Below are 23,527 nucleotides of genomic sequence, written 5' to 3'. Positions count from 1 at the left end.
CCGCCCCGAGCAAGGAGGATACCGATGGCGAACCCGAGCGAGCAGGAAATCAGAGACTTCGTGGCCGAACACTGCAGGATCTGGATGACCCGGGACAAGGAGGCTTTCATCAAGCTCTGGAAGAGCTTTGCCACCAAGGAGGTCATATTCGAAGATCCCGTCGGCACACCCCCGAAGGTGGGATGGGACCAATGGTCGGACATGTGGGACCGGTTCAATCCGTACATGGACGAATACCGCCCGGAGCGCGTCTACGTCTGCGGCACCGAAGCGGCGATCGCCTTTTACCACAAGATGAACACCGCCGGGGAGATCGTCGAGATTCGCGACATCGAGATCTGGAAGTTCGACAACGGCATCGTGACCGTGCGCTGTTGGTGGGACTTACCCGAGGGCGGGGCACACGCGGCATCTCTGACCGAGTATGCCGCCGAAGGGCGAACGTAGCAGCATGCCCGCCGAACGCACCAAGCCCGCCGTTGACAGCGACAGGCACCTGGTCGCGCCATGACGCGCAATCGGACGCCGCCGTTAGATACTCTGTCTACTATGCCGCCGCGTGGTAAAAATGCAGCCCGCCGGGTAGAACCCGAGCGCGACGGCGTTCGCGCGCGACTGCTCAAGGCCGCACATGAGCTCTTCACCGAAAAGGGCTATCGGGCGACGACTACCAAAGAAATCGCGGTGAGGGCAGGTGTCGCCGAACTCAGCCTGTTTCGCCACTTCGGTTCGAAGGTGGAAATTTTCGAAGCCAGCATCCTCACGCCGGTCAAGACCTACATCGACCAGTGGTGCCGTTCCTGGGTCGATTTCTCCAGCGAGGCAACCCTCGACGAAATGGCGGACAACCTCGTCGAGGGCCTCTATACACTCATCCGGCAGGATCGTCGCATCTTCCAGGAGTTGGTCGCAGCACGTTCGGATCCGCTGAGTGACCTGTACCCGTCGGCTGTCGCGGTCAGTGGCGAGTTGCGAAAGGGATTGCGCGCGGTCCACGATGCCTCCCTCGTCATCGCCCAGAAACACGGATTACCCGCCGATGACAAACCCGCCACGATCGGCGCGGTAGCAAGCATGATCATCGGTTCGGTCTTGCTCGAGGACTGGGCTTATCCGGCCAACAAGCGCGTGCCGGGCAGGACTCGCATGATCCGGGAGCTGTCCACGCTCATCGTTGACGGAACGACGCACCGCGGTCGGGGATAACGGCCGCCGCAGCACACGCCGGGCTCATCGGCAGCGCAAGCACTCTGTGAGTATCGGCTGACCGCTCGGGTAACCGCGTGAGGGAGAAGGCATTTCCCGCATGCGAACGCCCGCCCGGGGCCGCAGATCGGCCCGGCGAGCGGCTATGGCCGAGGATGCAGCGAGGCGACGAGCAAGTTCCGCAGGACGCCCTCATCGCCGCCATCTTCGGGCTTGGCCGGTTCGGCGAGCAGGCTGAAGTTGATCCGGACGATCCAGCGGGCCAGGGTGTCCGCCGGAAGGTCGCGGCGAATCTGGCCGGCTGCGGCGGCAGCCTCCAGGCGTCGCCCGACCATCTCGGCGAGCTGGGCCCGCCACAATTCAGAGCCTTCGGCAGCGTGATATGTGGCGCCCAGGGCTTGGTGGTCTTCGAGCAGTGATCGCATCGTCGGCGAGCTGCGGGCAATCTCGTTGCCGCGCAGGCACGCCGCGACCAGCTGAGCCAAGAAGGGTTCGTCAGTCTGCCAGCATTGTTCGACGGCTTCCAGCGTGGCGGTCATCGCTCGCACGAAGGAGGCTGCCAGCAGCGCATCCTTCGTCGGGAAGTAGTAGTAGACCGTTGACCGGTGCACGCCTGCGCGCCGGGCGATGTCGCTCATGCGGGTGCGTACCGGACCCTTCTCGGCGTAGCAGGCATCGGCCGCGGCCAGCAACCGTTCACGCGCCTCTTCTTCATCTGCGGGCAAGTCAGCGCGCCACGAGGGCGTGCGCCGTTCCCCGGGCTGAGCGGTCACACGATCAGCCTAAGCAATCCCACTGGTCTCGGCTCGGACCCACGTTGCGGTCGCACAACCAACTCGACGGGTGTCCGGTGGCAACGTCAGGCCGCGGGCGGCGGTTCTGTTGGTTGTCGGCCGGCCGCAGCGAAGGAAGCATTGAGTCACCGGTCCAACCTGTATAACCTAGTTCACTACAATTGCTGACCTTACCACCATCCGCGCAACGAAGAAGCCGATGAAGCCCACCACTGACGTAGCCCGTGCCGCGCCGCTCGTGGATGAGCTGCTGTTTCCGGAAGCGCCGCGTTGGCGAGCCGGGCAGCTGTGGTTTTCCGACATGATCGCCAAGCGCGTGTGCACCACGGACCTGAATGGAACCGTTGCAACGGTTGCGCAATTCGACGAGATGCCCGGCGGAATCGGGTTTTTGCCGGATGGCACACCGCTGGTCGTCGCTATGGCCACGGCGCGCCTGTTGGCCATCCGGGATGGTTGTGCCGCGGTGTATGCAGAGCTGGGTGATGCGGCAAGAGGACATCTCGACGACATGGCGGTCGCTATCGACGGCACTGCGTACGTCGGCGCCGTAGGAAACATGTCCGCCGATACGGAGGGCACGCCACCGGGCGGCGCACTCGTTCGCGTGACGCCGAGCGGCGTGGTCAGCCGCGATGCAGACAACCTGGCGTTTCCCAATGGTGCGGTCCTGACGGACGCAAACACCACTTTGCTCGTCAACGAGACATTCGGGGAGCGGATCACCGCGTTCGACATCGGTGAGGACGGCCGGCTGCTGAATCGCCGAACATGGGCGGCGCTGCCCGGACTTCATCCCGACGGACTTGCCGTCGACGAACTCGGCGCGGCCTGGGTCGGCTGCTATCGGGAGGAGAAGTTCGTCCGAGTCCTGCAGGGCGGGCGGATCACCGACGTGATCACGACCGCGGGCAGGTGGGCAACCGGAGCCGAACTGGGCGGCCCCGACGGTCACACGCTTTTCCTGCTTAGCGCAGACACCGATCAGCGCCGGTTCTTCAACGGCGACTCACGGGGCCGTATCGATACCGTCCGCGTCGATACCCCGGCGGCATCGCCATGACCGAGCTGACCGAAGCGGCCGCTGCCCTGCCGGAGGCGATCAGGTCCTGGCTACAGCAGACCACCGGCGCCGCGCGTATTCAGGCTCGGCGTCGTCCCGGCGGCGGTCGGCGCGAAGCCTGGCTGATCGACGCGCAACGACCCGAGGGAACAACGCAATCGCTGTTCCTGCGTTTCGACGATTCGAACCCGGCCACCACGGGTGATCCGTTCACGCTCGACCGTGAAGCACGCTTCTACGCGGCGTTGCAGGACACGAAGGTGCCGGTCCCGCGACTGGTGGCATCCCATCCGAGCCTGCAGGCCATGCTGTGCGAGCGGGTCGAAGGTGAGACGTGGTTCTCCCGTCTCGAGGATGAGAACGCCCGGCTGGCAATCGCCCGCGAGTTCATGAGCAAGCTCGCCGCACTGCACCGCGTCGATCCTGCTCGCGTGCAGATCGACGAGCCACGCGGTCCGTTACGGCGTTGCGTCGAAGCGGACATCGCCCGATGGGAATCGCTCTACCGGTTCGCCGACCCGCCGAAAGACCCGACGATCGAGTTCGGCTTCGCCTGGCTGAAGGCCAACATCCCCGACGTCGAGGCCGACCCGGTGATCGTCCAGGGCGACACCGGCCCGGGTAACTTCCTGTATTCCAACGGGCGCATCACCGCCGTATTGGATTGGGAACTAGCTCATTTCGGCGATCCGATGGCCGATCTGGGCTGGCTTGCGCTGCGCGCCGTCCAGGAGCCATTCACCTGTCTCGCCGATCGGCTCGACGACTATGAGAAGTTCTCCGGAATATCGGTCGACCTCGACCGCGTCCGCTACTACCGGCTGCTGGCCGAATTCAAAGTGGTGGTACTCGGGTTCCGTCGCACCGTTGGGGCCGACGTTCACGGAGAAGTCGGCAACACGCTGATCTACGAGACCTTACACAACACCCTGTTCGCCGATGCACTGGCCGAACAGTACGGGCTTCGCGGCGAAATCCCCGTGCAGATCGACGGTGAGCGGACCGACCGGCAATGGCTTTACGACACGATCCTCGCGCAGCTCAAAGACATCATCGTGCCGGCTACCAAGGATCCGTTCGCCACACTGCGCGGGAAGGGCTTGGCCCGAATCGTCAAGTACCTGCGCGAGATTGACCGCGGCGGGCCGGCCGCAGAGCAGCAAGAACTCGATGCGCTGGAAAAGGTGCTCGGCCGACGCCCCGACACCATCGACGAAGGCCGCCGGCAGCTCGCCGCCAACATCGACCAGGACTCGCTGACCAACACTGACATCGTCGGCTACCTGCTGATCCGGGCTCGCCTGCAGCACGAGTTGATGCGCCCGGCGATGGGTGTGCTGGCCGACCGGCACTTCGATCCGCTACCCGATGAACTGTCGGCCGGAGGCGGCTCACGATGAACATCCGGAATGTGTTCGGGCCCAACGACGATCGCCTGCATGCTCCAGGCGACAGTCACTATGAGACCGAGACCTTCTGGTACTCGTTGGTTGTGCCCGAGCGCCGCATGGGCGGCTGGATCTACGCCTCGGTACGCCAGAACGCCGGGGTGACCGCGGGCGGCATGTGGCTGTGGGACGACTCCAGCCCGCACCCGCCCGACGCGCCGTTCTACGAGTACTTCGCTCATCTGAAGTTGCCGACACAACACGAACCGGCATGTCTTGCCTTCCCGACCGGGATGCGCATCGAGGTCCACGAGCCGCTGATGATCTACGGCATCGCTTACGACGATCGCAACCGCATGAGCGCACAACTCCAGTTCAAGGCCCTCGAGCCCCCGGTGCCCTTGCCCACCGGCGAACCGCCATACCCGAAAGCGCAGCACTTCGACCAAACCGGTCATGTCACCGGGACGATCACGCTCGACGGGGAACCGATCCCCGTGGACTGCTTCGCGATGCGGGACCGCTCCTGGGGCCCTCGCCCCGAACGGGGATACCGGCGTGTCGGCTACACCTGGGCCGCCGGACCCGCGGTGAGTCTGCTGAGCTACACCGCGCCCGCCGGTGATGGGGAGGAGCGCATCTACTGTGGATACCTGCGCCGTGAAACCACGCTGTCGCGAATTGTCAACGGTGTCCGGCGAGTTAAGCGCCACCCGGTTGAAGGATGGGTCACCGCCATAACGGTCGATGCCGAGACCGAAGACGGGGAGCGGGTCCGCGGGCAAGCCCGCGGACTGAGCCGGTTGCTGCTCTCGATCGGCAACCACATGTGCGCATGCACCTTGCTCGACTGGCAACTCGACGGCCAACGGCTCGCCGGCGAGGACCAGGACGTCTGGCCGATACCGGAATGGCGGGCGCTGCGTGCGGCCGGCAGACAGAGGTCCGGCAATGACCCCACCTACCCCTCACAAAGGAGCAGTGATGATCGACCAGAGTAACGATCCTGTATTGGAGTACCGCTTCTTACGTGGCGGCGACCCGCCCTGTTCCAACTTCGCCAGACTGGATCGGTTCCAGGAAAGCCACCGTCCGTTTCTGCGCGTTCACGAGGACGCCAACGACTACTGGGTGATGACCGACCACGACGCGATCCTCGAGGGTCTTCAACACCCCGAGCTGTTCTCAAACTCGGTCATGGTGCCCATCGAGCCCAACCCGCCGTACAAGTGGATCCCGATGATGCTCGATCCGCCCGAGCACGGGAAATGGCGGCACGTGTTAGGGCTGTACTTCTCGCCCGGACGCGTCAGCAAGCTCGAGGACGCACAGCGCGCCTTCGCCGCTGAACTCATCGAGAAGTTCCGCGAGAACGGCTCATGCGACTTCTACGCCGATTTCGCCGCCGTGTTCCCGACAACCATCTTCCTGCAGATCATGGGCCTTCCGACCGACAAGCTCGAGGACTTCATGCGCTGGGAAGACAAGATTTTGCATGCCACACCGGAAAGCGATCCGGACCGCTCCATCGCCCTGAACGCCATGCTGGAAGTAATGGGCTACTTCTCCGGACTGATTACCCAGAAGCGTGAAGACCCCGGCGCCCGCGGCGACGACATCGTCAGCCACGCCATCGAATGGAAGATCGACGGTGAGGCGCCATCCGATAACGATCTGCTGTCCTGCATGCTGTTGTTGTTCATGGCGGGGCTCGACACCGTCGCCGCGCAGTTGTCATATGCGTTCTACCACTTGGCGACTCATCCCTGCGACCGCGAGAAACTCGTTGCCGATCCGTCCAAAGCCTCCGAGGCTGTGGAAGAGCTGGTGCGCGCCTACGCGATCGTGCAGACCGCTCGAATCGCCACCAAGGACATGGATTTCCACGGTTGCCCCATCAAGAAGGGCGACATCGTGGCCTTCCCGCTTGGCATGGCCAACCGCGATCCGAACGAATTCTCGCGCGGCGGCACAGTTGATTTCGACGCGCCGCGGCCGCGCCACATCAGCTTCGGCGCGGGACCGCACCGCTGCCTCGGTTCTCACCTGGCCCGACAGGAAATGACGGTTGCACTCCAGGAGTGGCATCGCCGCATCCCGGACTATGAAATAGCCGACCAGTCAGTGGTGTCAGAGCACAGTGGCGGCGTCTACAGCCTCGACCGACTCCCGTTGCGCTGGAAGGTCTGAGCTAGCGCCCTCAGCCCAACACCGGGCGCACTTCGACCAACCCGACCCGTTGCACAGCACCCAGGAAGGAGAATCCCGATGAACAGTTCTCACAACCAGGACGATATGGGCTTTCGGGACCTTACCTGCTGCGTGAACGAAACCACCCGTCCATGGGTGGACATGTACGGCATCGTCGGCACCCAGGTGTTGCGAGTCTCCGCCGACACCGGCCTCTGGGTGATCCGCAACCGTTTCCCTCCCGACTTCCGGGCGCCGACGCATCTGCATACCGGTGAAGTGCACGCCTTCACCATCGCCGGCACGTGGAGCTACGAAGAATACGATTTCGTCTCCACCCCGGGATCCTATGTCCACGAGCAGGCCGGAGCGGTGCACACGTTAGTGATCGGTTCGGCGGGGGCCGAGATCCAGTTCGTCGTCAACGGAGCCTACGTGAACTACAACCCGGACGGCACCATCATCGACGTCCAAGACGGCCGCTCCGTGCTGCGTAGCTACCTCGAGGAATGCACAGCGCAAGGCATCGACGCGCCGGAGGGCATCCTGGTATGACGCAAGTCGTCTGGGACCCCTACGACTGGGACCAGCAAGAAGATCCCTATCCGGTGTTCGCATTGATGCGTAAGCACGCGCCGGTGTACCACAACGACGAACGCGGCTTTTGGGCGCTGTCACGCCATCGTGACGTCGAGGCAGCCTTGCTCGACTTTCGGCGTTTCAGTTCCGCCGATGGCATTACGCTCGGGCCGAAGCAACAAGACGGGGCCGAGATGATCATCATGATGGACCCGCCCCGGCACGACGAGTTGCGCCGGCTGATCAGCCGGGCGTTCACGCCTAGGCGTATTGCCGTACTGGAAACGTCGGTCCGCGCGATGTGTCGTCGCCTACTCGATGAGGCAGACAGCGTCACACAGATCAACTTCGTCGAAATGTACTGCAATGTTGTGCCAATGGCAGTCATTACCCATGTGCTGGGCGTACCCGACGCGGATCGCAAAAACTACCAGCAGTGGATCGACACATTCCTCTTCCGAGCCCCGGGGCGTGACACGGTGACGCCAGAAGGGCTGGCCGCCGCGTCGCACGCATTCGAAGCTCTGGCGTCTCTCATCGCGCAACGTCGAATGAACCCGGGTGACGACATCGTCAGCGCACTGATCGCCGCCGAGGAGAACGAGCAGCGACTCACCGACAACGAACTGCTGCAATTCACGTTCCTGCTGCTGATTGCCGGCTACGAGACGAGCACCAAGCTGATAGGTAACGCCGCGTATTTGCTGTGGCGCCATCCCGATCAACGTCGTCTGCTCGCCGCCGACCCCACCATGCTTCCCTCAGCGGTCGAGGAGGTGCTGCGCTTCGACAGCCCGACGCCCTACATGGCACGAACCTTGACCAAGGACGTCACGATCGATGGCGTCACAATGCCGAAGGGAGACAAAGTCGCACTTCTGCTAGGTTCTGCGAACCGCGATGCCGAGGTGTTCCCTGAGCCCGACCGCTTCGACATCACGCGCCCGCCCGGCAGGCATCTCGCCTTCGGCCGCGGTGTCCTTCCTGCCTAGGCTCCTCGATTGCGCGCCTGGAGGCACGGATTGCGATCGAAGAGCTGCTGGCGGCGTTCCCCGAGTACGTGGTCAACCCCTCCGGGCTCGAGCGCACCCGTACAGATAACAACCGTGGGTACGCCAAAATGCTTGTCCGACTGGCGCCATCCGTACCGGATTCCACTCAACACCGTGCAGCCGATTGTGCGCAATAGCGTCTCGCTCAAAACGTCACCGTTAGTTTGTTCATGCCGTTGAGGTGGGTGCTGACCATGTATTCGGCGTCGGTGACGTCGATACCGGGTAGCCGCGATAGCAGTTCGTGGAACATGACCCGAAGCTCCAGGCGGGCAAGCGGGGACCCCAGGCAATAGTGGCTGCCTCCCCCGAACGCAATGTGGGGGTTGGGGTTGCGCTGGATGTCGAAACGCCACGGGTCGCTGAACACCGCCTCGTCGCGGTTTGCCGACAACAGAAAAACGACCACCTTGTCGCCGGCCTCGATGACCTGGTTACCAAGGGCGGTCCGGCGAGTCGCGGTACGCCGGAGATTCGGCAGCGTAGTCGCCCAGCGCAGCATCTCTTCGACCGCGCCGGGCAGGTAGCGGTCCAGGTCTGAACACAGCAATGCCCGCTGGTCGGGAAACAGGGACAAGGCATGCAACCCCACACACATCGTGTGCACGGTGGTTTCATAGCCAGCCATGATCAACAGGTTGAAGAAATCCCCAATCTCGTCGTCGGTGAGCCGCTCACCATCGACGGAGGCCTGCACCAACGCGGTCATCAAGTCCGGCTGCGGACGCCTGCGGCGTTCCGCGGCAAGACCCCGACCGGTATCGGCCAACCGCTGCAGACACCGCACGGTGAACTCGTAGGGATCCACACCCGGGTATTTGACCGCGAAACTGGGATCATTCATGTGTCCCTGGTCATCGACCAACTCCGCCAACGACTCACGCTGCTCCTCAGGAACCCCGACCATCTCGCTGATCGCCCACAACGGCAGACGCCTGGCGGCGTCCACGAAATCACCTGGCCCCTTGATCATCAGGTCATCGACAATCATCCGTGCCCGCGCGACCACCTTTGATTCCAGCTCGGCCACCGCCCGCGGCGTGAAACCCGTACTAACAAGCTTTTTCAACTTGGTGTGCCGCGGTGCATCCATCGTCAGAAACGAAATGTGCTTGGATGCCTCCGGCGGCAGGTCATCAAATGTCACCCCGCGCGCGGAAGAAAAATCGGCTGGACGCCGATGCACTTCCGACGCAAGCGCCTGGGTCACCACCGCCCAATACCCCTCGCCGTCAGAGTGTTGGGCACCCGACTCGATCGGCCGCTGCCACGACACCGGTCGCTCGCGGCGCAATACCGCATACGCACGATCGCGCTCGCGCATCGGACTCGACCAGAACTTCGCCGACGAAACGTCGACCTGATCGTAAGCACGACCCGTGCACACCATTACATCCACCTTCGCAAGCGGCCAACACCCACCGCCGGCAGCGACGTGCAGCCAGTGAACAGCGACCTTCGCGTAGTCTCCTGCACGCCAATCAACGTTGTCAACTAGTTAGTTGGCTAACGGCCCGAGGACAGGTTGCCGCTTAGCTCTTACGGCTTGCAGCAGCCACGATGAACGGATGTTGCGCAGCCCCTGAGAATCATGCTCGATCGCGAGCCTTGCCTAGGCTTGCACCTCGGTAAACCGAAATGAGACTGACACCGCCGGTAGCTGCTGCCCGAAATCGAGAACCGGCAGACCCGAGGACACCGCCGAGAGCACAACTGCCCTTTGCCAGTGCTTGACTATCGCCATCCCTTGGAAATAGCGTAACCAACTCGATGGTTGGTATCTGTCCTGTCTTCGCTTCGCCGCATCCTGTGGTCCCTGGGCCGGGAAGCAAGCATGACGGACGATCTCAGGGGCGAGCGCATGGGCGCACTTGACGGAATCGAGTGGGACGGTTGGACGCATAGCTACCGTCCCGCGCCGGATTGGCGGGATCGGCTCTCCTCCAAGCTCAGGTTCAACACTGATGTCGATGAGGACCTGGATGCGATCACCTTCGAAGTGCTTCGCAACCGCCTCTGGACGATCAACATCGGCCACGGCGACACGTTGACCCGGATGTCCGGCTCACCGATCTTTCAGGCACTCGATTTCAACATGACGCTGCTCAGCGAGGATGGCGAGATTGTCATGGGAGCGCCCTTCATGCAGTACCTCAACACCGGGTCGACACTGCTTGTGCGCTATGTGATGGAGCGAATGAGCGAGAGCCCCGGTATCGAGGATGGCGACATCTTCGTGGCCAATGATCCGTGGATCGGGGCGTCGCATCAGATGGACGTCTGTGTGGCAATGCCCGTGTTCGTCAATGGGGGCCTTTTCGCATGGGTTTCCAACGCCGCCCAGCAGTACGACCTCGGAGGAATCGTTCCGGGGGGATGGCCGCAAAACGCACCCGACGTCTTCAGCGACCCGGTGGTGTTCCGGCCATTCAAAATGGTCGAAAAGGGCGTTCTGCGTATGGATTTGGAAGAAATGTACCGGCGTCAGTCGAGGACGCCGGACATGGTTGCATTGGATATGCGTGCCCAGCTGGCAGGTTGCCGCTTCGCGGCTCGCCGGTTGTGTGAAGCCTGCGATGAGTTCGGAGCACGCGCTGTCAAAGCCGGGATGCGCCGCATCCTGGACAACGCCCAAAAAGCCTTCGCGCGCAAGCTAGAACGCATTCCTGACTGCGTGCTAAGTGAAGTGCTGTACTTTGACGAGAATCTTCCAGGCGATCGGACAACCCACCGCGTGCAGTTCAATATCACGAAGCGCGGGTCACGCTTGCTGGTCGACAATGTCGGCACCGATGATCAAAGCGAAGGGCCCAACGGGTTTACCTACACGAACTTCGTCGGGATTGTCCTGGGCGTAACAGGTCAAACCCTGCTGCACGAACACACCTTCTCTGTCGGCGGCGCGGAGCGGCAGATCGACTTCCATCCTCTGCCCGGCAAGCTGACCTGCGTTGACCATCCCGCTGCCGTCAGCGGTGGGGTGCTCAACATCAGCAGCTGCTATGAGCGGCTGCGCAACATCTTCACCCGGCTCATGATCAACGATCCCGAGCTGGCACATGATGCCAGCGTCTCCGGCCCCGATACGCCGTTGACGGTGATCGCGGGAACCAATGATCGCGGCAACTTCTTCGGAACTGCGTTGACAGAAGCGTGCGGTTTCGGCGGGGGAGCGCGCTCCCACATGGATGGCGTCGAAACGTGCGGCTCATCATCGGATCCGCTCATCCGGATGCCCAACGTGGAGGATAGTGAACAGTTCTATCCCATACTCGTGCTCTATCGCAGACAGGCAGAGGACACCGGTGGAGCCGGGCGGTGGCGCGGTGGGGTCGGCAACGAGGTCGCGATCACACCCTATCGAGCCGGCGGCATCGAGATCATCACCAATGCTGCGGGCCAATCGGTCTCGACAAATCAGGCCGCGGGAGTATTCGGTGGCTATCCGTCGCCTACCGCGCACTATCAAATGCTTACCCAGACCGACCTGGCCAAGCACTGGGAATGCAAGCACATGCCTCGCACGGTCGATGAGCTCGAACGTGCAGAACGCCTGCGGCTGCGCGGAAAGTCCAACGGCACCCCCTTCCGCGACGGCGATGCGCTGTTGCTGGTCGTATGCGGAGGGGGCGGATACGGCGACCCGCTGGAACGGGAGCCGAGCAAGGTCGGATATGACGTCGCGGGCGGGTACGTTTCGGCCGATGCGGCGCTGCGGGTCTATGGCGTGGCGATTGCCGACTCCGGCGACGTGGACTTCGCTGCAACCTCGCGGCGGCGCAACGAGATCCGCGCCGAGCGCGGTAGATGGCGACCGGCCGCGGAATTCTTCGGTGAACCCGTCCCCGCGCTGACCTCACCGGCGACCGGCGCCCCGCCCAGGCCCGTACATGAGTACCTGATCGAGCGCGACGAGGCGAGGCATCGAGTGCTCGCGTGCGCTCGATGCGGTGTAGTCCTCACCGACTATCGCGCGAATTACAAGCTGGCTCTGCTCGTCGAGCAGGCCGATGTGAGTCTCATTCCCACGGTGGGCGATCCGCGGGTGTTCCTCGACGAAGACATGGTCTTTCGGCGCTACTGCTGTCCGGCTTGCCAGGTGCTGATGAGCACTGAGGTCGTGCGGGCCGCCGAGCCGGCGCTGGCGGAGGTGTTGTTCACGTGAACGGGGTCGATTTCCCCGCGAGCGGATACATCATCGGTGTGGACGTCGGTGGCACCTTCACCGATTGCGTGGTCCTCGACCCAACCGGGCAGATCGTGATCGGCAAAGCGCCTTCCACCCCGCCCACCTTCCAGGATGGGTTCGTCGACGCGGTGTCCGCCGCGGCCCGCGATCTCGGCCTTGGCGCCGCTGAACTTCTTTGCAGGGCCGGGGCGGTTCTGCACGGGTGCACGGTGGGTACCAATGCCCTGGTGGAACGGCGCACTCCGCCGGTCGGGCTGCTCACCACGGCCGGCCACGGCGACACACTGAGTTTCATGCAGGCCGGTCACCGGCTGGCGGAGCTGGACGCCCGTGAGATCGCCCGCCTGGCGGGTCACACGAAGCCCGCGCCGCTGGTTCCGAAGCAGCTCATCCGCGAAGTCGATGAGCGGGTAGCCGCTGACGGGGCAGTGGTTGTCGAAATGGACGACACGGCTGCCCGCCGTCAGGTTCGCGAACTGCTGGGCGCCGGAGTCGAAACGTTCGCGATCGCTCTGCTCTGGTCGACCGTGAATGCGAAGCACGAGCGGCGATTGGGCGAATTGGTAGTGCAAGAAGCACCGGGAGCCTTCGTATCGCTGAGTTCGGAGGTCGTCGCGCGCCGGGGAGAGTACCCGCGCACCGTGGCGACGGTTATCAACGCGATGATCGGTCCGATTACCTCTAATTATCTGAAAGAGTTGGAGTCACGGCTCACCGAACTCGGTTACCGCGGGCAGTTGTCCATCATGAGTTGTACGGGCGGGCTCATCGACGTGCGAGCCGCGCGTGAACGACCGTTGCTCACAATCGGATCGGGACCGGTCGCTGGCGTGATCGGTGCGGGCAGGCTGGCCCGCACATCGGCAGTCACAGAGCAGGCGGAGCGGCCCGACGTGCTGACCGCTGACATGGGCGGCACGACATTCGACGTGGGAATCATCCGGCGGGGCCGCCCGGTAACCCGCATGACCACCCGCTACGGCCAGTACGAGTACTTCGTGCCGACACTCGACGTACGCTCAGTCGGCGCGGGTGGGGGCAGTATTGTCGGTTACGACAACCAGACAGGAAGTCTGCGGGTTGGACCACGCAGCGCGGGTGCAGTACCCGGCCCGGCCGCGTATTGCCGCGGCGGTGTGGAGGCCACCATAACCGACGCCGATCTGGTTCTCGGCCTGTTGAATCCGTCGACGTTCCTCGGTGGGCAGCTGGAGTTGAGCGTGCCGGCCGCGCGCGAAGCGCTGGAGCGGGCCGGGGCCCCGCTCGGTTTCAGTGCCGAGCAAACGGCCGCCGGTGCGGCACATATCTTGGATGCTCACATGGCCGACGCCATCCGGATGTCGAGTATCCAGCAGGGCTACGACCCGCGCGGGTGCGTCATGTACTGCTACGGAGGGGCCGGCGCGCTGCACTGTCCCGCAGTTGCACGTGCGCTGGGAATAACGACCGTGGTAATGCCCCTCGGCGACCTCGCGGCCGGGTGGTCGGCATTCGGAGTCGCTTCTGCCGACGCTGTCGTCGTCCGCGACGCCGCCGTACTGTTGTCCTCCCCGTTCAACCCGAACGACCTTGAGGATTTATGGAGTCAGCTCGAACGCAATGTCGAGGCTGAGCTTTCACCTGAGGTTCGGCGGGCCGGCCCGACGTATCAACGCTTCGTCGAGATGCGTTATGCGATGCAGGTGAACCAGCTGACCGTGCCCGCTCCCGCCGGACCGTGCAGCGCGGCCGCGTTAGACGAACTGGTTGCGGCGTTCGAGCAAGAGTACGAGCAGCTCTACGGTCGCGGTAGCGGGTATCCGCTCGCCGGCTACGTGATCACCTCATTGCGGGTAGCTGCCCGCGCGCGCACTACCGACTTTCAACTGCGGCCCGGGGTAGACGCGCCGGCCTACCGCGCCGAACCCATGGACGAACGTTCCGTGATTTGGTACGACAGCGGGCCGCACCCCGTGCCGACGCCGGTGTATTCGGGCGCGAAACTTACCGCCGGCGCCGCCGTTGATGGTCCGGCGGTGGTTGAGTTCGCAGACACCGTCCTCGCGTTACGCGATCGGCAACGGGCCGTGATGGACCGCTGGAACAGCCTGATCCTCAGCATATGAACCACTGTGCGTACGAACTTAACCGGAAGTGATCAGCGCTGCGTGATCAGCGTTGCGTCATGCCCGCTTCGCCGAGACCGGCACATTCGAATAGCCGGCCACGCTGGTCATCGCTACCCGGCGTAAACCCTCGTAATCAACGGTGTAGTCGGGCAGGAAGTCGAGAAGATTGTCGAGTGCGATGGCCGTTTCCATGCGGGCCAAGGCAGCGCCCAGCCAGCTGTGGATGCCGTATCCGAAGCCAAGATTTTGCGCTTCGCTGCGATCGCGATTGATATCGAAGGTCTCGGCGTCGGTAAACGCACGGTCATCGCGATTGGCAGCTGCACCGAAGAGCATCACCGCGCTACCTGCTGGAATCGTCACGCCATGCAGTTCAATGTCTTTGAGCGTGTAGCGGCAGTCGTACTGCACGGGCCCCTCGAATCGCAGCAGCTCCTCTACTGCCGCCGGGATCTTGCTGCGATCGGCGCGCAGCAGCTCCCACTGGTCACGATGCCGCGAGAACACCACCACCGCACTGCCCACCAACTTGGTGACCGTTTCCGCGCCGGCACCACCCAGCAAACTGCAAAATCCGGCGATCTCACCGTCATCCAGCCTGGTGCGACTGCCGTCGTCTCGCTCAACCTCCGCGGCGATCAGCCCACTGATCATGTCATCTTGCGGGTTAGCGCGACGCTGCCGAATCAGACCGTGGTACAACAGCGTTAACTGCATCATCGCATCACCGGCAGAAGTGTTCACCTGGCCCGGCTCGCGCTGCAGGAATTCATCGAACCACAACCGAATCTGCTGATGGTGCTCCTCGGGCACCCCCAGCATGGTGGTGATCACGTCGATGGGGAACAAGGCCGCGAAATCGGCCACCACGTCGAAACCGCGGGGATCGACCCGCGACAGGTGATGGGCAATCCTGTTGCGAACCAGTGCTTCTTGCGCCCGAATCGCCCGTGGCGTGAACACCTTGTTCACCAGACCGCGCATCCGGCGATGCGCCGGCGGGTCCATCCAGATTATCGACTGACCGTGCTTGACCTCGCCGCCATGGATCTCCTCCAACGTCACACCATGAGCCGAGGAAAACGTCTCGAAATCCCTGAAAGCAGCTGCCACGTCGCCATGGCGGGTCAACGCATAAAAGTCGTACTGCTCGCTGTAATACACCGGCGCTTCGTCACGCAGGCGGCGATAGATGGGGTAAGGATCGTCGAAGAACTCTTGAGAAAACGGATCGAACACCAAACTGGACGTCGTCATCGCCTCACACTCCACAACACCGGTGGCCCAGGCAACTGCTTGTAATCACCCGCACGGCCGACTCATAGCAAGCAACACTGAGATGCCTCGCTCGCACTTACTGTGACACCGTGACCATGATCTGTAAAGCTCATGCGTCTGCAGGTGCTGCAGATCGAGTTGGGAAGCCGCGCAGGCCTTGTCATCCCTCAACCGTGCTGACGAGGGTGGGTTCATGGCTTTCTCTGGGCCTGATTCCACTTACGATCTCGTAGACGAGCCAGATCGCAAACAATGACAAGGCTATCGTCAATACCGCACCCGCGTTCTGTACAGCGCGGTTGTCAGTGCTGTTAATCGCTGTGAAGTATGGAACGAACACCGCAAGGTGGATTCCGCCGACAAGCATCGGCATGAGCACGACAAGAAGCGCTGAGCGCCGGCCTTTGAGCACCGTTGTTCCATGCATGAGTCCGTAGACCATCGCGCCGCTAGCCACGACGGCAGCACTATTGCCGAAAGACCAGGTGGCAGGCAGGGTAATAGGGGATTGCAGGGGAGGGTCACCGTAGTAGCGCAACCAGTCAAGCGTCACTGGCGGAATCTCGAAAATCGTGTAAAAGGGAACCGCGAGCAGTAGGTACGACGCCCACCCCCGGCGGGCGTTAGGGTGGCGTTCCAGCACGCGGATGGTCACCAGTGCCGGAATACCTACGTAGAAGAAGTAACTGAAAACGACGAACAGCGAGAATTTTCGCTGGGATAGATCGACGAACCACACGTCGATGTTGTCGGGCCACTCGATGTGCCCTAACACCTCGCACAGCGCCTCGTAGAAAACGACCAGCCCGGCTCCGAGATATAGCTAGACCGGGTATGGCGAACCCCACCGACGCGCCAACCCGGCGAAAACTGCAAATCCAACGAGTGCCACCGCACCGAACACAATCACAGCGACGGTCTGCTGTCCGATCGACCAAGTCCAGTGAGACGGTTCCTGGAACGGATCAGTGCGCATTCCCAGCAGCCCAGCCATCACCCGCTGACCTCCTTAAGTCGGAATCAAGATGCTCATTGGATCCCAAGACGTCGACGTGAATTTCCTGAGAGTGATCTTGCAGACTGCTGCCGAGTGGTGCGTCTTCGCTTCTGCTTGGAACAACTAACATGGTGGATACGGAAAGTGTTGCGCTATAAGCCAAATCGATCAACCGGATCATGTTCGTATCCCGACGCGCCTCGCACTCAGAAGGCTACTTCCAGCCGATTCACCGCGTTCAAGTGACTGCCTACCATGTACTGCGCATCCACCACCTCGATGTCGGGCAGACGGGACAGAAGCTCGCGGAAAATCGTCTCCAGTTCAAGGCGAGCGAGCGGGGAACCGAGGCAGAAATGGCTTCCGCCCCCGAACGCCACATGGGGATTGGGGTCGCGGGTGATCTTGAAGCACCACGGATCGTCGAACACTGTTTCGTCGCGATTCGCTGACAGCAGGAACAGCACGACTTTGTCGCCGGGGTCGATTTTCTGGCCGGCGATGGACGTTGCTTTCGCTGTTGCGGTGCGCCGGAAGTTGACGCCGACGGTCGTCCATCGGAGCATCTCCTCGACAGCCGGACGCAGGTAGCTGTCCATGTCGGAGCACAACAGCTTGCGTTCCCCCGGGAACTGGGATAGCGCATGCAAGCCGATGCTGATGTTGTGGACGGTGGTGGCGTAGCCAGCCGAGATCAGCAGATCAAAGAAGTCGCCAATCTCCTCATCGGATAGCTTCTCGCCGTCCACGGATGCCTGCACAAGCGCGGTCATCAAATCGTTTTGCGGCCGCTGACGCCGTTCTGCAGCGAGCCGGCGGCCCAGCTCAGCCATCCGCGCCAGGCCCTGGACATTGAACTCATAGGGATCAACGCCGGGATACTTCACCGCAAAGCTGGGGTCGTTGATGTGCTCCATGTCGTCGGTCAACTCACCGAGTGCTTTCCGCTCATCTTCGGGCACACCGACCATTTCGCTGATCGCCCACAGCGGCAGGCGTTTCGAGACCAGCTCGTGAAAGTCTCCCGGGCCGTGGTTGATCAACTCGTCGACAATCATTCGTGCGCGTTCGGTTACCCGTTCGGTGAGCGCCGCGACTGCCCGTGGCGTGAACGCGGTGCTAACCAGGCGCTTGAGCTTGGTATGGCGCGGTGCATCGAGCGCCATGAAAGACATGTACTTGGACACCTCTGGCGGCATATCTTGATAAAAGATGCCTTGTCCCGAGCAGAATTCGGCGGGACGCCGGTGTACGTCGGCCACATCTGCATGCCGGACGACGGCCCAGAATCCATCACCCTCGGCGCGATGCGCTCCAGATTCGACCGGTCGGTGCCAAGACACCGGCCGCTCCCGGCGAAGCATGGCGTATGCCTTGTCCCGCTCCTGCAAGGGGCTGGCCCAAAATTTTGCTGAGGAGATGTCGATTTCGTCGTAAGGCCGAGACCCGCTCATGCGAGCATCACCCCCTCCCGCGTTCAGCCCACCCTGTAGTCACACGGCAGCCTTCCAAGTCAGAGCGGTCGATGTGCCAAGGCTGTCAGATCTGCGCAACCGTTGTCAACTATTCGGTTGGGATCCGACTTACTAGCGCCAATCTGCGGTGTCATCAGCCTCTCGTCCCGGCTATCTCCTCAAAGCAGAGGCCGCCGTGGCCCACTCCTGCACACCGGCTGACTCAAGGCGGGCGTTCCAAAGTGGTAGCGGCCTTGACCGACGCCGGGCAGCCACATGACCAGTGCCGATACTTTGACCAAGGGTACTCAGGAGTTTGTGATACCTCTCGAAGCGAGACTGCTGCGTGTCGATGAACCGACATACCCGGCGTTGTAGCGAAGGTCGCAGTTGTCGCGGTGCTTGCAGATCCGCTGTGGCGCCGGGGCTTTGGTGCCCTGGCCATACCTGATCGACATCGCGCCAATCCTTCCGGGAAGATAACCGCGGCAGCAGGTTGCGGGATTTGTTCAAGTCTTGACTGTCTATTGTGTGAAAAGTTAGCGTGCGATTGAAATCGGCGGAAAAGCCCGGGGCAGAACGCCGCGAGCCGCTCTGGGTGACGAGAGGCTAACGACGATGACGACGTCCAGCAAGGCGGACGATGTGAGAACGCTAGGAGCGTCGCTGAGCAATTGGGGGAGATGGGGCGACGATGACGAGCGCGGCACGACCAACCTGATCACTCCGGAGAAGCTGATCGCGGCATCCAAGTTGATCAAGGCGGGGAAAACGTTCGATCTGGGAATTCCTTTCGACGAGAGCGGGCCGCAGCCGGGCGGTGACCGAATCAACCCGATCCGTCTGATGTCGGCTACCGGTGATCTGCAAGTGTTTCCCGGTGGCTTCAAATACGCCGACGATTATGTCTTCATGCCACTGCAGGCGGCCACCCAGTGGGATTCCCTCGCCCACGTCTACTACGACGATCAGCTTTACAACGGTTGGCCCGCACACGATGTCAGCGTGAAGGGCGCAGCCCACAACGCCATCGACAAGCAAGCCAAAGGGATTGCCGGACGCGGTGTGCTGCTCGACATTGCGGCGCTCAAAGGCGTCGAGTGGATGGACGCCGGTGACGTCATCGGCCCCGATGAATTGGAAGCAGCCGCTGACAGACAAGGCGGCGTCACGGTCGGCAGCGGCGACATCCTGCTGATCCGTACGGGCTGGCGAAAGAAATTCCTTGCAGAGCGAGATGCCGCTTCGTGGATGGCCGGTGAGCCCGGCTTGGGGCAGGCCTGCTGCGCCTGGCTCCGTGAGCATGATGTCGCGGTAGTGGCGTGCGACAATTGGGGTGTCGAGGTGGCGCCCGGGGAGAATCCGAATTACCTGTTCAACGTCCACATGGTTCTGATCCGCGACATGGGTATGACATTGGGCGAGATGTTCGATTTCGAGGAGTTGGCCGCGGACTGCGCCACCGATGGCGTTTGGGACTTCTTTTTCTGTGCACCGCCTCTGAAATTCTCTCGTGGCGTAGGGTCGCCGATCAATCCGCTGGCCATCAAGTAAGCGAATCGTCGTACTTCCCAGTGGTGTGGTTCTGCTTCTGCATCAACGCGTTGGTGGGCGGCGCGCACCAGCGACGGGTGGACTGGTCGACGCGTAGCGCGGTGATCATCCGAAGCCCTCCGGCCAATCTGATTCGGCGGTCAGTCCGAGTTCGGGCCAAACGCCGCGAATGACGCTCTCCAGGATTCCGTAGCCCACCGCATCGCCGTCGCGGACGCGCACGGGGTTGTCGCGGAATTGGCCGAGCGCGGCCAGGTGTTCATCGTCCAAGCAGTCGGCGATGTGTTCCCCGCTGACTTCAAGTGGACCCTTCCACGAGCCGTGTGAGAAGCCGGCCCAATTCCCGTAGCCGGCTGTCTTGAGAAAAAATCCCGAGCCACCCAGCCCGCCGAGGCGCTCCACCTCGATCACCCGTTGCTCGCCGTCATCCATCGTCAAAATCAACTCGCCCCCGGTGATGACGCGGGTGCGCGGGTCGTAGCGCAGCCGCGGGTCGACCGACCGTGCGGGAGTCTGTCGGCCCTGCGCATCGTTGATGTAGGCGCCGTGCATCGTCCACGCCTGCAGCCGCAGGAGGAAAACGGCTGTCTCGTAATGGCTGCCGTCCGGCCGACGGAAGAATGCCGGCATCCAGTTCAGCATGCTGCGGCCAGACTGAGCGGCCGTTATCGGGCCTGCGATGAGGTCGCGGGGCTGGTCGCCGATACCCTGACGCACCCCCCAGGAGTGGTCCCTGAATCCGAACCACTCGCCTTCTCCAAGGTGCTCGGTGTGTCCGTCGATTGTCACCGTCCCCGTTGTCCATCCGCCCTGGTGGTATCGAACGACATTCATGTCGACGCGGTTAGAGGCGGGGTTGCGACTGAAGTTGCGGTCCTCGAAGAACGGTGGTGTCACCCCGGAAAGAACTACATCGAACGAAATCGGTTGCACGTCATTGGGCTCCAGGACGAAGCGCACTTTGCGCAACGGCTCGATGATCTCGTAGCGGACCGGCCCGATCGTCATTTCTTCGGGCGCCAGGCGTAGTTCGCGGCTGGCCCGCACGGTCCATTGCTCAGAGCCACGTGATACGCCGCCGAAACCATCGATTATGCCCCGGTTCTGATACTTGCCCAGGCCGAAGTCGATCTGCAGAGCGCCATCGCTGCGTGCAATGGAGGCCCAGATCTTCTCGGTCCAGGTGTAGTCGGACTGCGAGAGCACGGCGAAGGTGTCGATGATCTGGTGGGTAAGGGCCTCGTCGGCGCCCAATAGTGGTCCAATGTCCTTGATTGTCACGGTAACTGAGGTCCCTGTCTCGATATCGCCAGTGTCGCGGGCATCCAATCCATTTCCATGCTGCACATCTGTCACCAAGGCCGTATGCGTGCACTATTCATAGCGATTGACACCAACCGACCAAACGGTCCCAGAGCTTGCCGCGTGTGGAGGCAAAATTGTGCATATGGGCCATCCGATCGCAGATGAAAAGCGTGACGTCAGTGGATCTTCCATAAGCCGACGGCTCCGAGTGGGGGTTAGTTGCGGCGTCGCGTTCCCCGAGGCCGATAAACACCGGACAGCGCACCATGGCAGCCTCGGCGGCGATGTAACCCGGTGACAACATTGCCCCGGCGCAGTTGGGCAGCGTCGCGCTACCGAATACCGGTGCCTGTTCTCGCAATGGGTAGCCGCCGCGGGTGTCGGCATCCACAATGTCGTCGGGCACGTCGGACCAAAAGAACGGATAGAGGAAGTCGGGTATCAGTGCGGCAGTGCGGGCCACGGACTGATCGGCGGGATCTCCGTCCCGACGGTCGGCACCTAGTTCTATGCTTCCGGCGACTTCGGCGGTCTGATGCTGATCTAACAACGGCAACACGGTATGGATGCCGCTGAAGCCCAGGACCGCGATCGCGTCATAGCTACCGTGCACGCCGGCCATGATGACGGTGACGGCCCCGCCCATGGATTGACCTACACCGATACGACGTGCAATGTGCACCGGGGGGTATTTCGCTGCCGCACCGCCCTGTTCGAGTAACCGCGAAATCGCCGTTACTGCGGCATGGTTGGCAGCGGCGATGTCCTCGACGCGCAACTGGTCGCACACCTGCGGTGAGCTTTGCCCGACGCCGAGGTGATCAATGGCAACCATTACCAGCCCGGCCGAAACGTGATGTTCTGCTTGCGAATAGCCGGCGCGACCGGGAAAGTGCATGTCGAAATAACCGCGGCTGTAGCCACCGCCAGGCAGCGCATACACAACCGTGGCACCGGCAGCCAACGCGTCGGGTCGGGGCAGAAACACGGTGGCGGCCACGCGGAGTCGGCCAGCTATGTCACAGCTGCCGGAAACGTCGACAACGAGGTCGGCTCGGACGCATTCGGATGCGTCCACTGCGCTCATGCTGCACTCCTCACTGTTGACCGCGAGCGGTGTTTGCAACTGTCGCCCGAGCCCGCCAACATGCGCTGTTGCTTCGCCACTAGTACGAGCGGGGGAGGCCCAGACAGTGCTGGGCAACGTAGTTGAGCACCATTTCTCGACTCACCGGAGCGTTGCGCATAAGCCGGGTGAGCCCCCAAAGGTCAGCGAGACCGTACTCGCTGGCGAATGCATTACCGCCGTGGATCTGGATGGCCTGATCGAAGCACTTCAGCACGGCGTCCGCGGCGGCGACCTTGGCCATCCCGGCCGCCTCACCGACTTCCATGCCGTTGTCGAACAGCCAGGCTGCCTTCTGCATCATCAACCGCGCCAGTTCCATATCGATCCGCGCCTCGGCGAGCGGGTGGGCGACTCCCTGGTGTGTACCGATCGGGACGCCCCAGACGGCGCGCTGTTTCGCGTAGCTGGTGGCCTTGTTGATGAAGTATCGCGACAGGCCGGTGGCTTGGGCAGCCACTGAGATTCGCTCGGGGTTCAAGCTCGAGAATATCTGCGTTGTGCCCTGGCCGGGGACACCGCCGATCAGGCGGGTTCCGTCGACGCGCACATCGTCGAGGTAGACGCTGTTCTGATTGTCGGGCACCTGCATGGCCATTGGGATGGGCGTGAACGCTAAACCGGGTGAGTCGACGTCGACGATGAACAGTGAGAGTTCGGCCCGGTTGCGCTGCGTCGATCCGGTACGGGCCACGACGAGCACCGCGTCGGCGACATCGATACCGGTGATGTATTGCTTGGTGCCGCGCAACACCCAGCAATCGCCGTCGCGGCGTGCGGCCGTCTTGATGCCAAACATGTTCGAACCGGCATCGGACTCGGTGATGGCGAAGGCCATCTTGAAGCTGCCCTCGGCGATGCGCGGCAACCAGTATTGCTTCTGCTCATCGGTCCCGAATTGGTTGATGACCGGTCCGCACATCCCGGCAACGATGAGGAACAACAGCGGACAACCCTGTGCCGCAAGTTCTTCGATGACGATGGCCATCTCCTGGAAACCGCTGCCGCCCCCGCCGTACGCCTGGGGTAGGTTGACCGCGCCGAAGCCCTGCTGGAAAATTGCAGTCCAGAGCTCGTCGGTGAACCGCTTGTCCTCGACGCATCGAAGAAAATAGTCGTGACCAAAGTTGCTAGCAATCGCGCGAACCGCGGCCCTCAGCACGCGGTGTTCGTCCGTTTCGATGAAGCTCATCGCGAGGCTACCCCGGTTGCCAACCGATTAGTTGGGTACACTATTCCGCACT

General features: G+C 62.4%; 19 protein-coding genes. 11 read left to right on the top strand and 8 right to left on the bottom strand.

The window, feature by feature from the left end:
- Nucleotides 1–24 precede the first annotated feature (24 nt).
- Nucleotides 25–447 carry a hypothetical protein gene (locus G6N47_RS29035; RefSeq protein WP_083130716.1) on the top strand — a complete coding sequence of 141 codons (423 nt, stop codon included), beginning with the start codon at nt 25–27 and terminating at the stop codon, nt 445–447.
- Between the two features lie 102 nt (nt 448–549).
- The gene (locus G6N47_RS29030) at nt 550–1,206 is read left to right on the top strand and encodes a TetR/AcrR family transcriptional regulator (RefSeq protein ID WP_083130715.1); all 657 of its coding nucleotides are present in this window, start codon (nt 550–552) and stop codon (nt 1,204–1,206) included.
- Between the two features lie 143 nt (nt 1,207–1,349).
- Here the strand turns inward: G6N47_RS29030 and G6N47_RS29025 are convergent, their stop codons facing one another.
- A complete protein-coding gene (locus tag G6N47_RS29025; protein WP_169717248.1) occupies nt 1,350–1,979 on the bottom strand; it encodes a TetR/AcrR family transcriptional regulator in 630 nt (209 codons plus the stop codon).
- A gap of 220 nt (nt 1,980–2,199) precedes the next feature.
- Between G6N47_RS29025 and G6N47_RS29020 the strand changes: the two genes are divergently transcribed.
- The 6 genes from G6N47_RS29020 (at nt 2,200) to G6N47_RS28995 (ending at nt 8,212) form a co-directional block, all read left to right on the top strand.
- A complete protein-coding gene (locus G6N47_RS29020; RefSeq protein WP_083130714.1) occupies nt 2,200–3,063 on the top strand; it encodes an SMP-30/gluconolactonase/LRE family protein in 864 nt (287 codons plus the stop codon).
- Nucleotides 3,060–4,463, top strand: coding sequence for a phosphotransferase family protein (locus tag G6N47_RS29015; protein ID WP_232080469.1), 1,404 nt, complete (start codon nt 3,060–3,062; stop codon nt 4,461–4,463). Before G6N47_RS29020 ends, G6N47_RS29015 begins: the two co-directional genes overlap by 4 nt.
- Entirely contained in the window at nt 4,460–5,452 is a 993-nt protein-coding gene (locus G6N47_RS29010; RefSeq protein WP_083130713.1) for a DUF7065 domain-containing protein, read from the top strand. Before G6N47_RS29015 ends, G6N47_RS29010 begins: the two co-directional genes overlap by 4 nt.
- Nucleotides 5,436–6,641, top strand: a complete 1,206-nt coding sequence (locus G6N47_RS29005; RefSeq protein ID WP_083130712.1) for a cytochrome P450 — start codon at nt 5,436–5,438, stop codon at nt 6,639–6,641. Before G6N47_RS29010 ends, G6N47_RS29005 begins: the two co-directional genes overlap by 17 nt.
- 78 nt (nt 6,642–6,719) lie before the next feature.
- Nucleotides 6,720–7,196 carry a 2,4'-dihydroxyacetophenone dioxygenase family protein gene (locus G6N47_RS29000; RefSeq protein WP_139799397.1) on the top strand — a complete coding sequence of 159 codons (477 nt, stop codon included), beginning with the start codon at nt 6,720–6,722 and terminating at the stop codon, nt 7,194–7,196.
- A gap of 83 nt (nt 7,197–7,279) precedes the next feature.
- Nucleotides 7,280–8,212 (top strand): cytochrome P450, encoded by a 933-nt coding sequence (locus G6N47_RS28995; RefSeq protein ID WP_211281498.1) that lies wholly within the window; start codon nt 7,280–7,282, stop codon nt 8,210–8,212.
- Between the two features lie 205 nt (nt 8,213–8,417).
- On the opposite strand, the gene G6N47_RS28990 is transcribed toward G6N47_RS28995, so the two are convergent.
- Nucleotides 8,418–9,662: a cytochrome P450 gene (locus G6N47_RS28990; protein WP_083130708.1), complete on the bottom strand. Its 1,245-nt coding sequence runs from the start codon at nt 9,660–9,662 to the stop codon at nt 8,418–8,420.
- Between the two features lie 444 nt (nt 9,663–10,106).
- On the opposite strand from G6N47_RS28990, the gene G6N47_RS28985 reads away from it, so the two are divergent.
- Together G6N47_RS28985 and G6N47_RS28980 are read left to right on the top strand one after the other, a co-directional pair.
- The gene (locus tag G6N47_RS28985) at nt 10,107–12,437 is read left to right on the top strand and encodes a hydantoinase B/oxoprolinase family protein (protein WP_083130707.1); all 2,331 of its coding nucleotides are present in this window, start codon (nt 10,107–10,109) and stop codon (nt 12,435–12,437) included.
- Nucleotides 12,434–14,566, top strand: a complete 2,133-nt coding sequence (locus G6N47_RS28980) for a hydantoinase/oxoprolinase family protein (RefSeq protein WP_083130706.1) — start codon at nt 12,434–12,436, stop codon at nt 14,564–14,566. Before G6N47_RS28985 ends, G6N47_RS28980 begins: the two co-directional genes overlap by 4 nt.
- Before the next feature lie 57 nt (nt 14,567–14,623).
- Here G6N47_RS28980 and G6N47_RS28975 read toward each other — a convergent pair whose 3' ends face one another.
- From G6N47_RS28975 to G6N47_RS28965, 3 genes are all read right to left on the bottom strand, one after another.
- Entirely contained in the window at nt 14,624–15,826 is a 1,203-nt protein-coding gene (locus G6N47_RS28975) for a cytochrome P450 (RefSeq protein WP_083130705.1), read from the bottom strand.
- Between the two features lie 181 nt (nt 15,827–16,007).
- A complete protein-coding gene (locus tag G6N47_RS28970; RefSeq protein ID WP_139799396.1) occupies nt 16,008–16,586 on the bottom strand; it encodes a hypothetical protein in 579 nt (192 codons plus the stop codon).
- A 464-nt stretch (nt 16,587–17,050) separates the two neighbouring features.
- The gene (locus G6N47_RS28965) at nt 17,051–18,106 is read right to left on the bottom strand and encodes a cytochrome P450 (protein ID WP_163659988.1); all 1,056 of its coding nucleotides are present in this window, start codon (nt 18,104–18,106) and stop codon (nt 17,051–17,053) included.
- An 810-nt stretch (nt 18,107–18,916) separates the two neighbouring features.
- Here G6N47_RS28965 and G6N47_RS28960 point away from each other — a divergent pair.
- The gene (locus G6N47_RS28960; RefSeq protein ID WP_083130701.1) at nt 18,917–19,852 is read left to right on the top strand and encodes a cyclase family protein; all 936 of its coding nucleotides are present in this window, start codon (nt 18,917–18,919) and stop codon (nt 19,850–19,852) included.
- Between the two features lie 105 nt (nt 19,853–19,957).
- Here the strand turns inward: G6N47_RS28960 and G6N47_RS28955 are convergent, their stop codons facing one another.
- The 3 genes from G6N47_RS28955 to G6N47_RS28945 all read right to left on the bottom strand — a co-directional run bounded on the left by G6N47_RS28955 (nt 19,958) and on the right by G6N47_RS28945 (nt 23,475).
- Nucleotides 19,958–21,133 carry a hypothetical protein gene (locus G6N47_RS28955; protein WP_083130700.1) on the bottom strand — a complete coding sequence of 392 codons (1,176 nt, stop codon included), beginning with the start codon at nt 21,131–21,133 and terminating at the stop codon, nt 19,958–19,960.
- Between the two features lie 97 nt (nt 21,134–21,230).
- On the bottom strand, nt 21,231–22,157 hold the full coding sequence (locus G6N47_RS28950; RefSeq protein ID WP_232080468.1) for an alpha/beta fold hydrolase: 927 nt from the start codon (nt 22,155–22,157) through the stop codon (nt 21,231–21,233).
- 166 nt (nt 22,158–22,323) lie between these two features.
- Nucleotides 22,324–23,475, bottom strand: a complete 1,152-nt coding sequence (locus G6N47_RS28945; protein WP_083130698.1) for an acyl-CoA dehydrogenase family protein — start codon at nt 23,473–23,475, stop codon at nt 22,324–22,326.
- Nucleotides 23,476–23,527 lie beyond the last annotated feature (52 nt).

The organism is Mycobacterium branderi, assembly GCF_010728725.1.
Classification (GTDB): domain Bacteria; phylum Actinomycetota; class Actinomycetes; order Mycobacteriales; family Mycobacteriaceae; genus Mycobacterium; species Mycobacterium branderi.
This window is presented reverse-complemented; position numbering and strand designations above follow the sequence as displayed.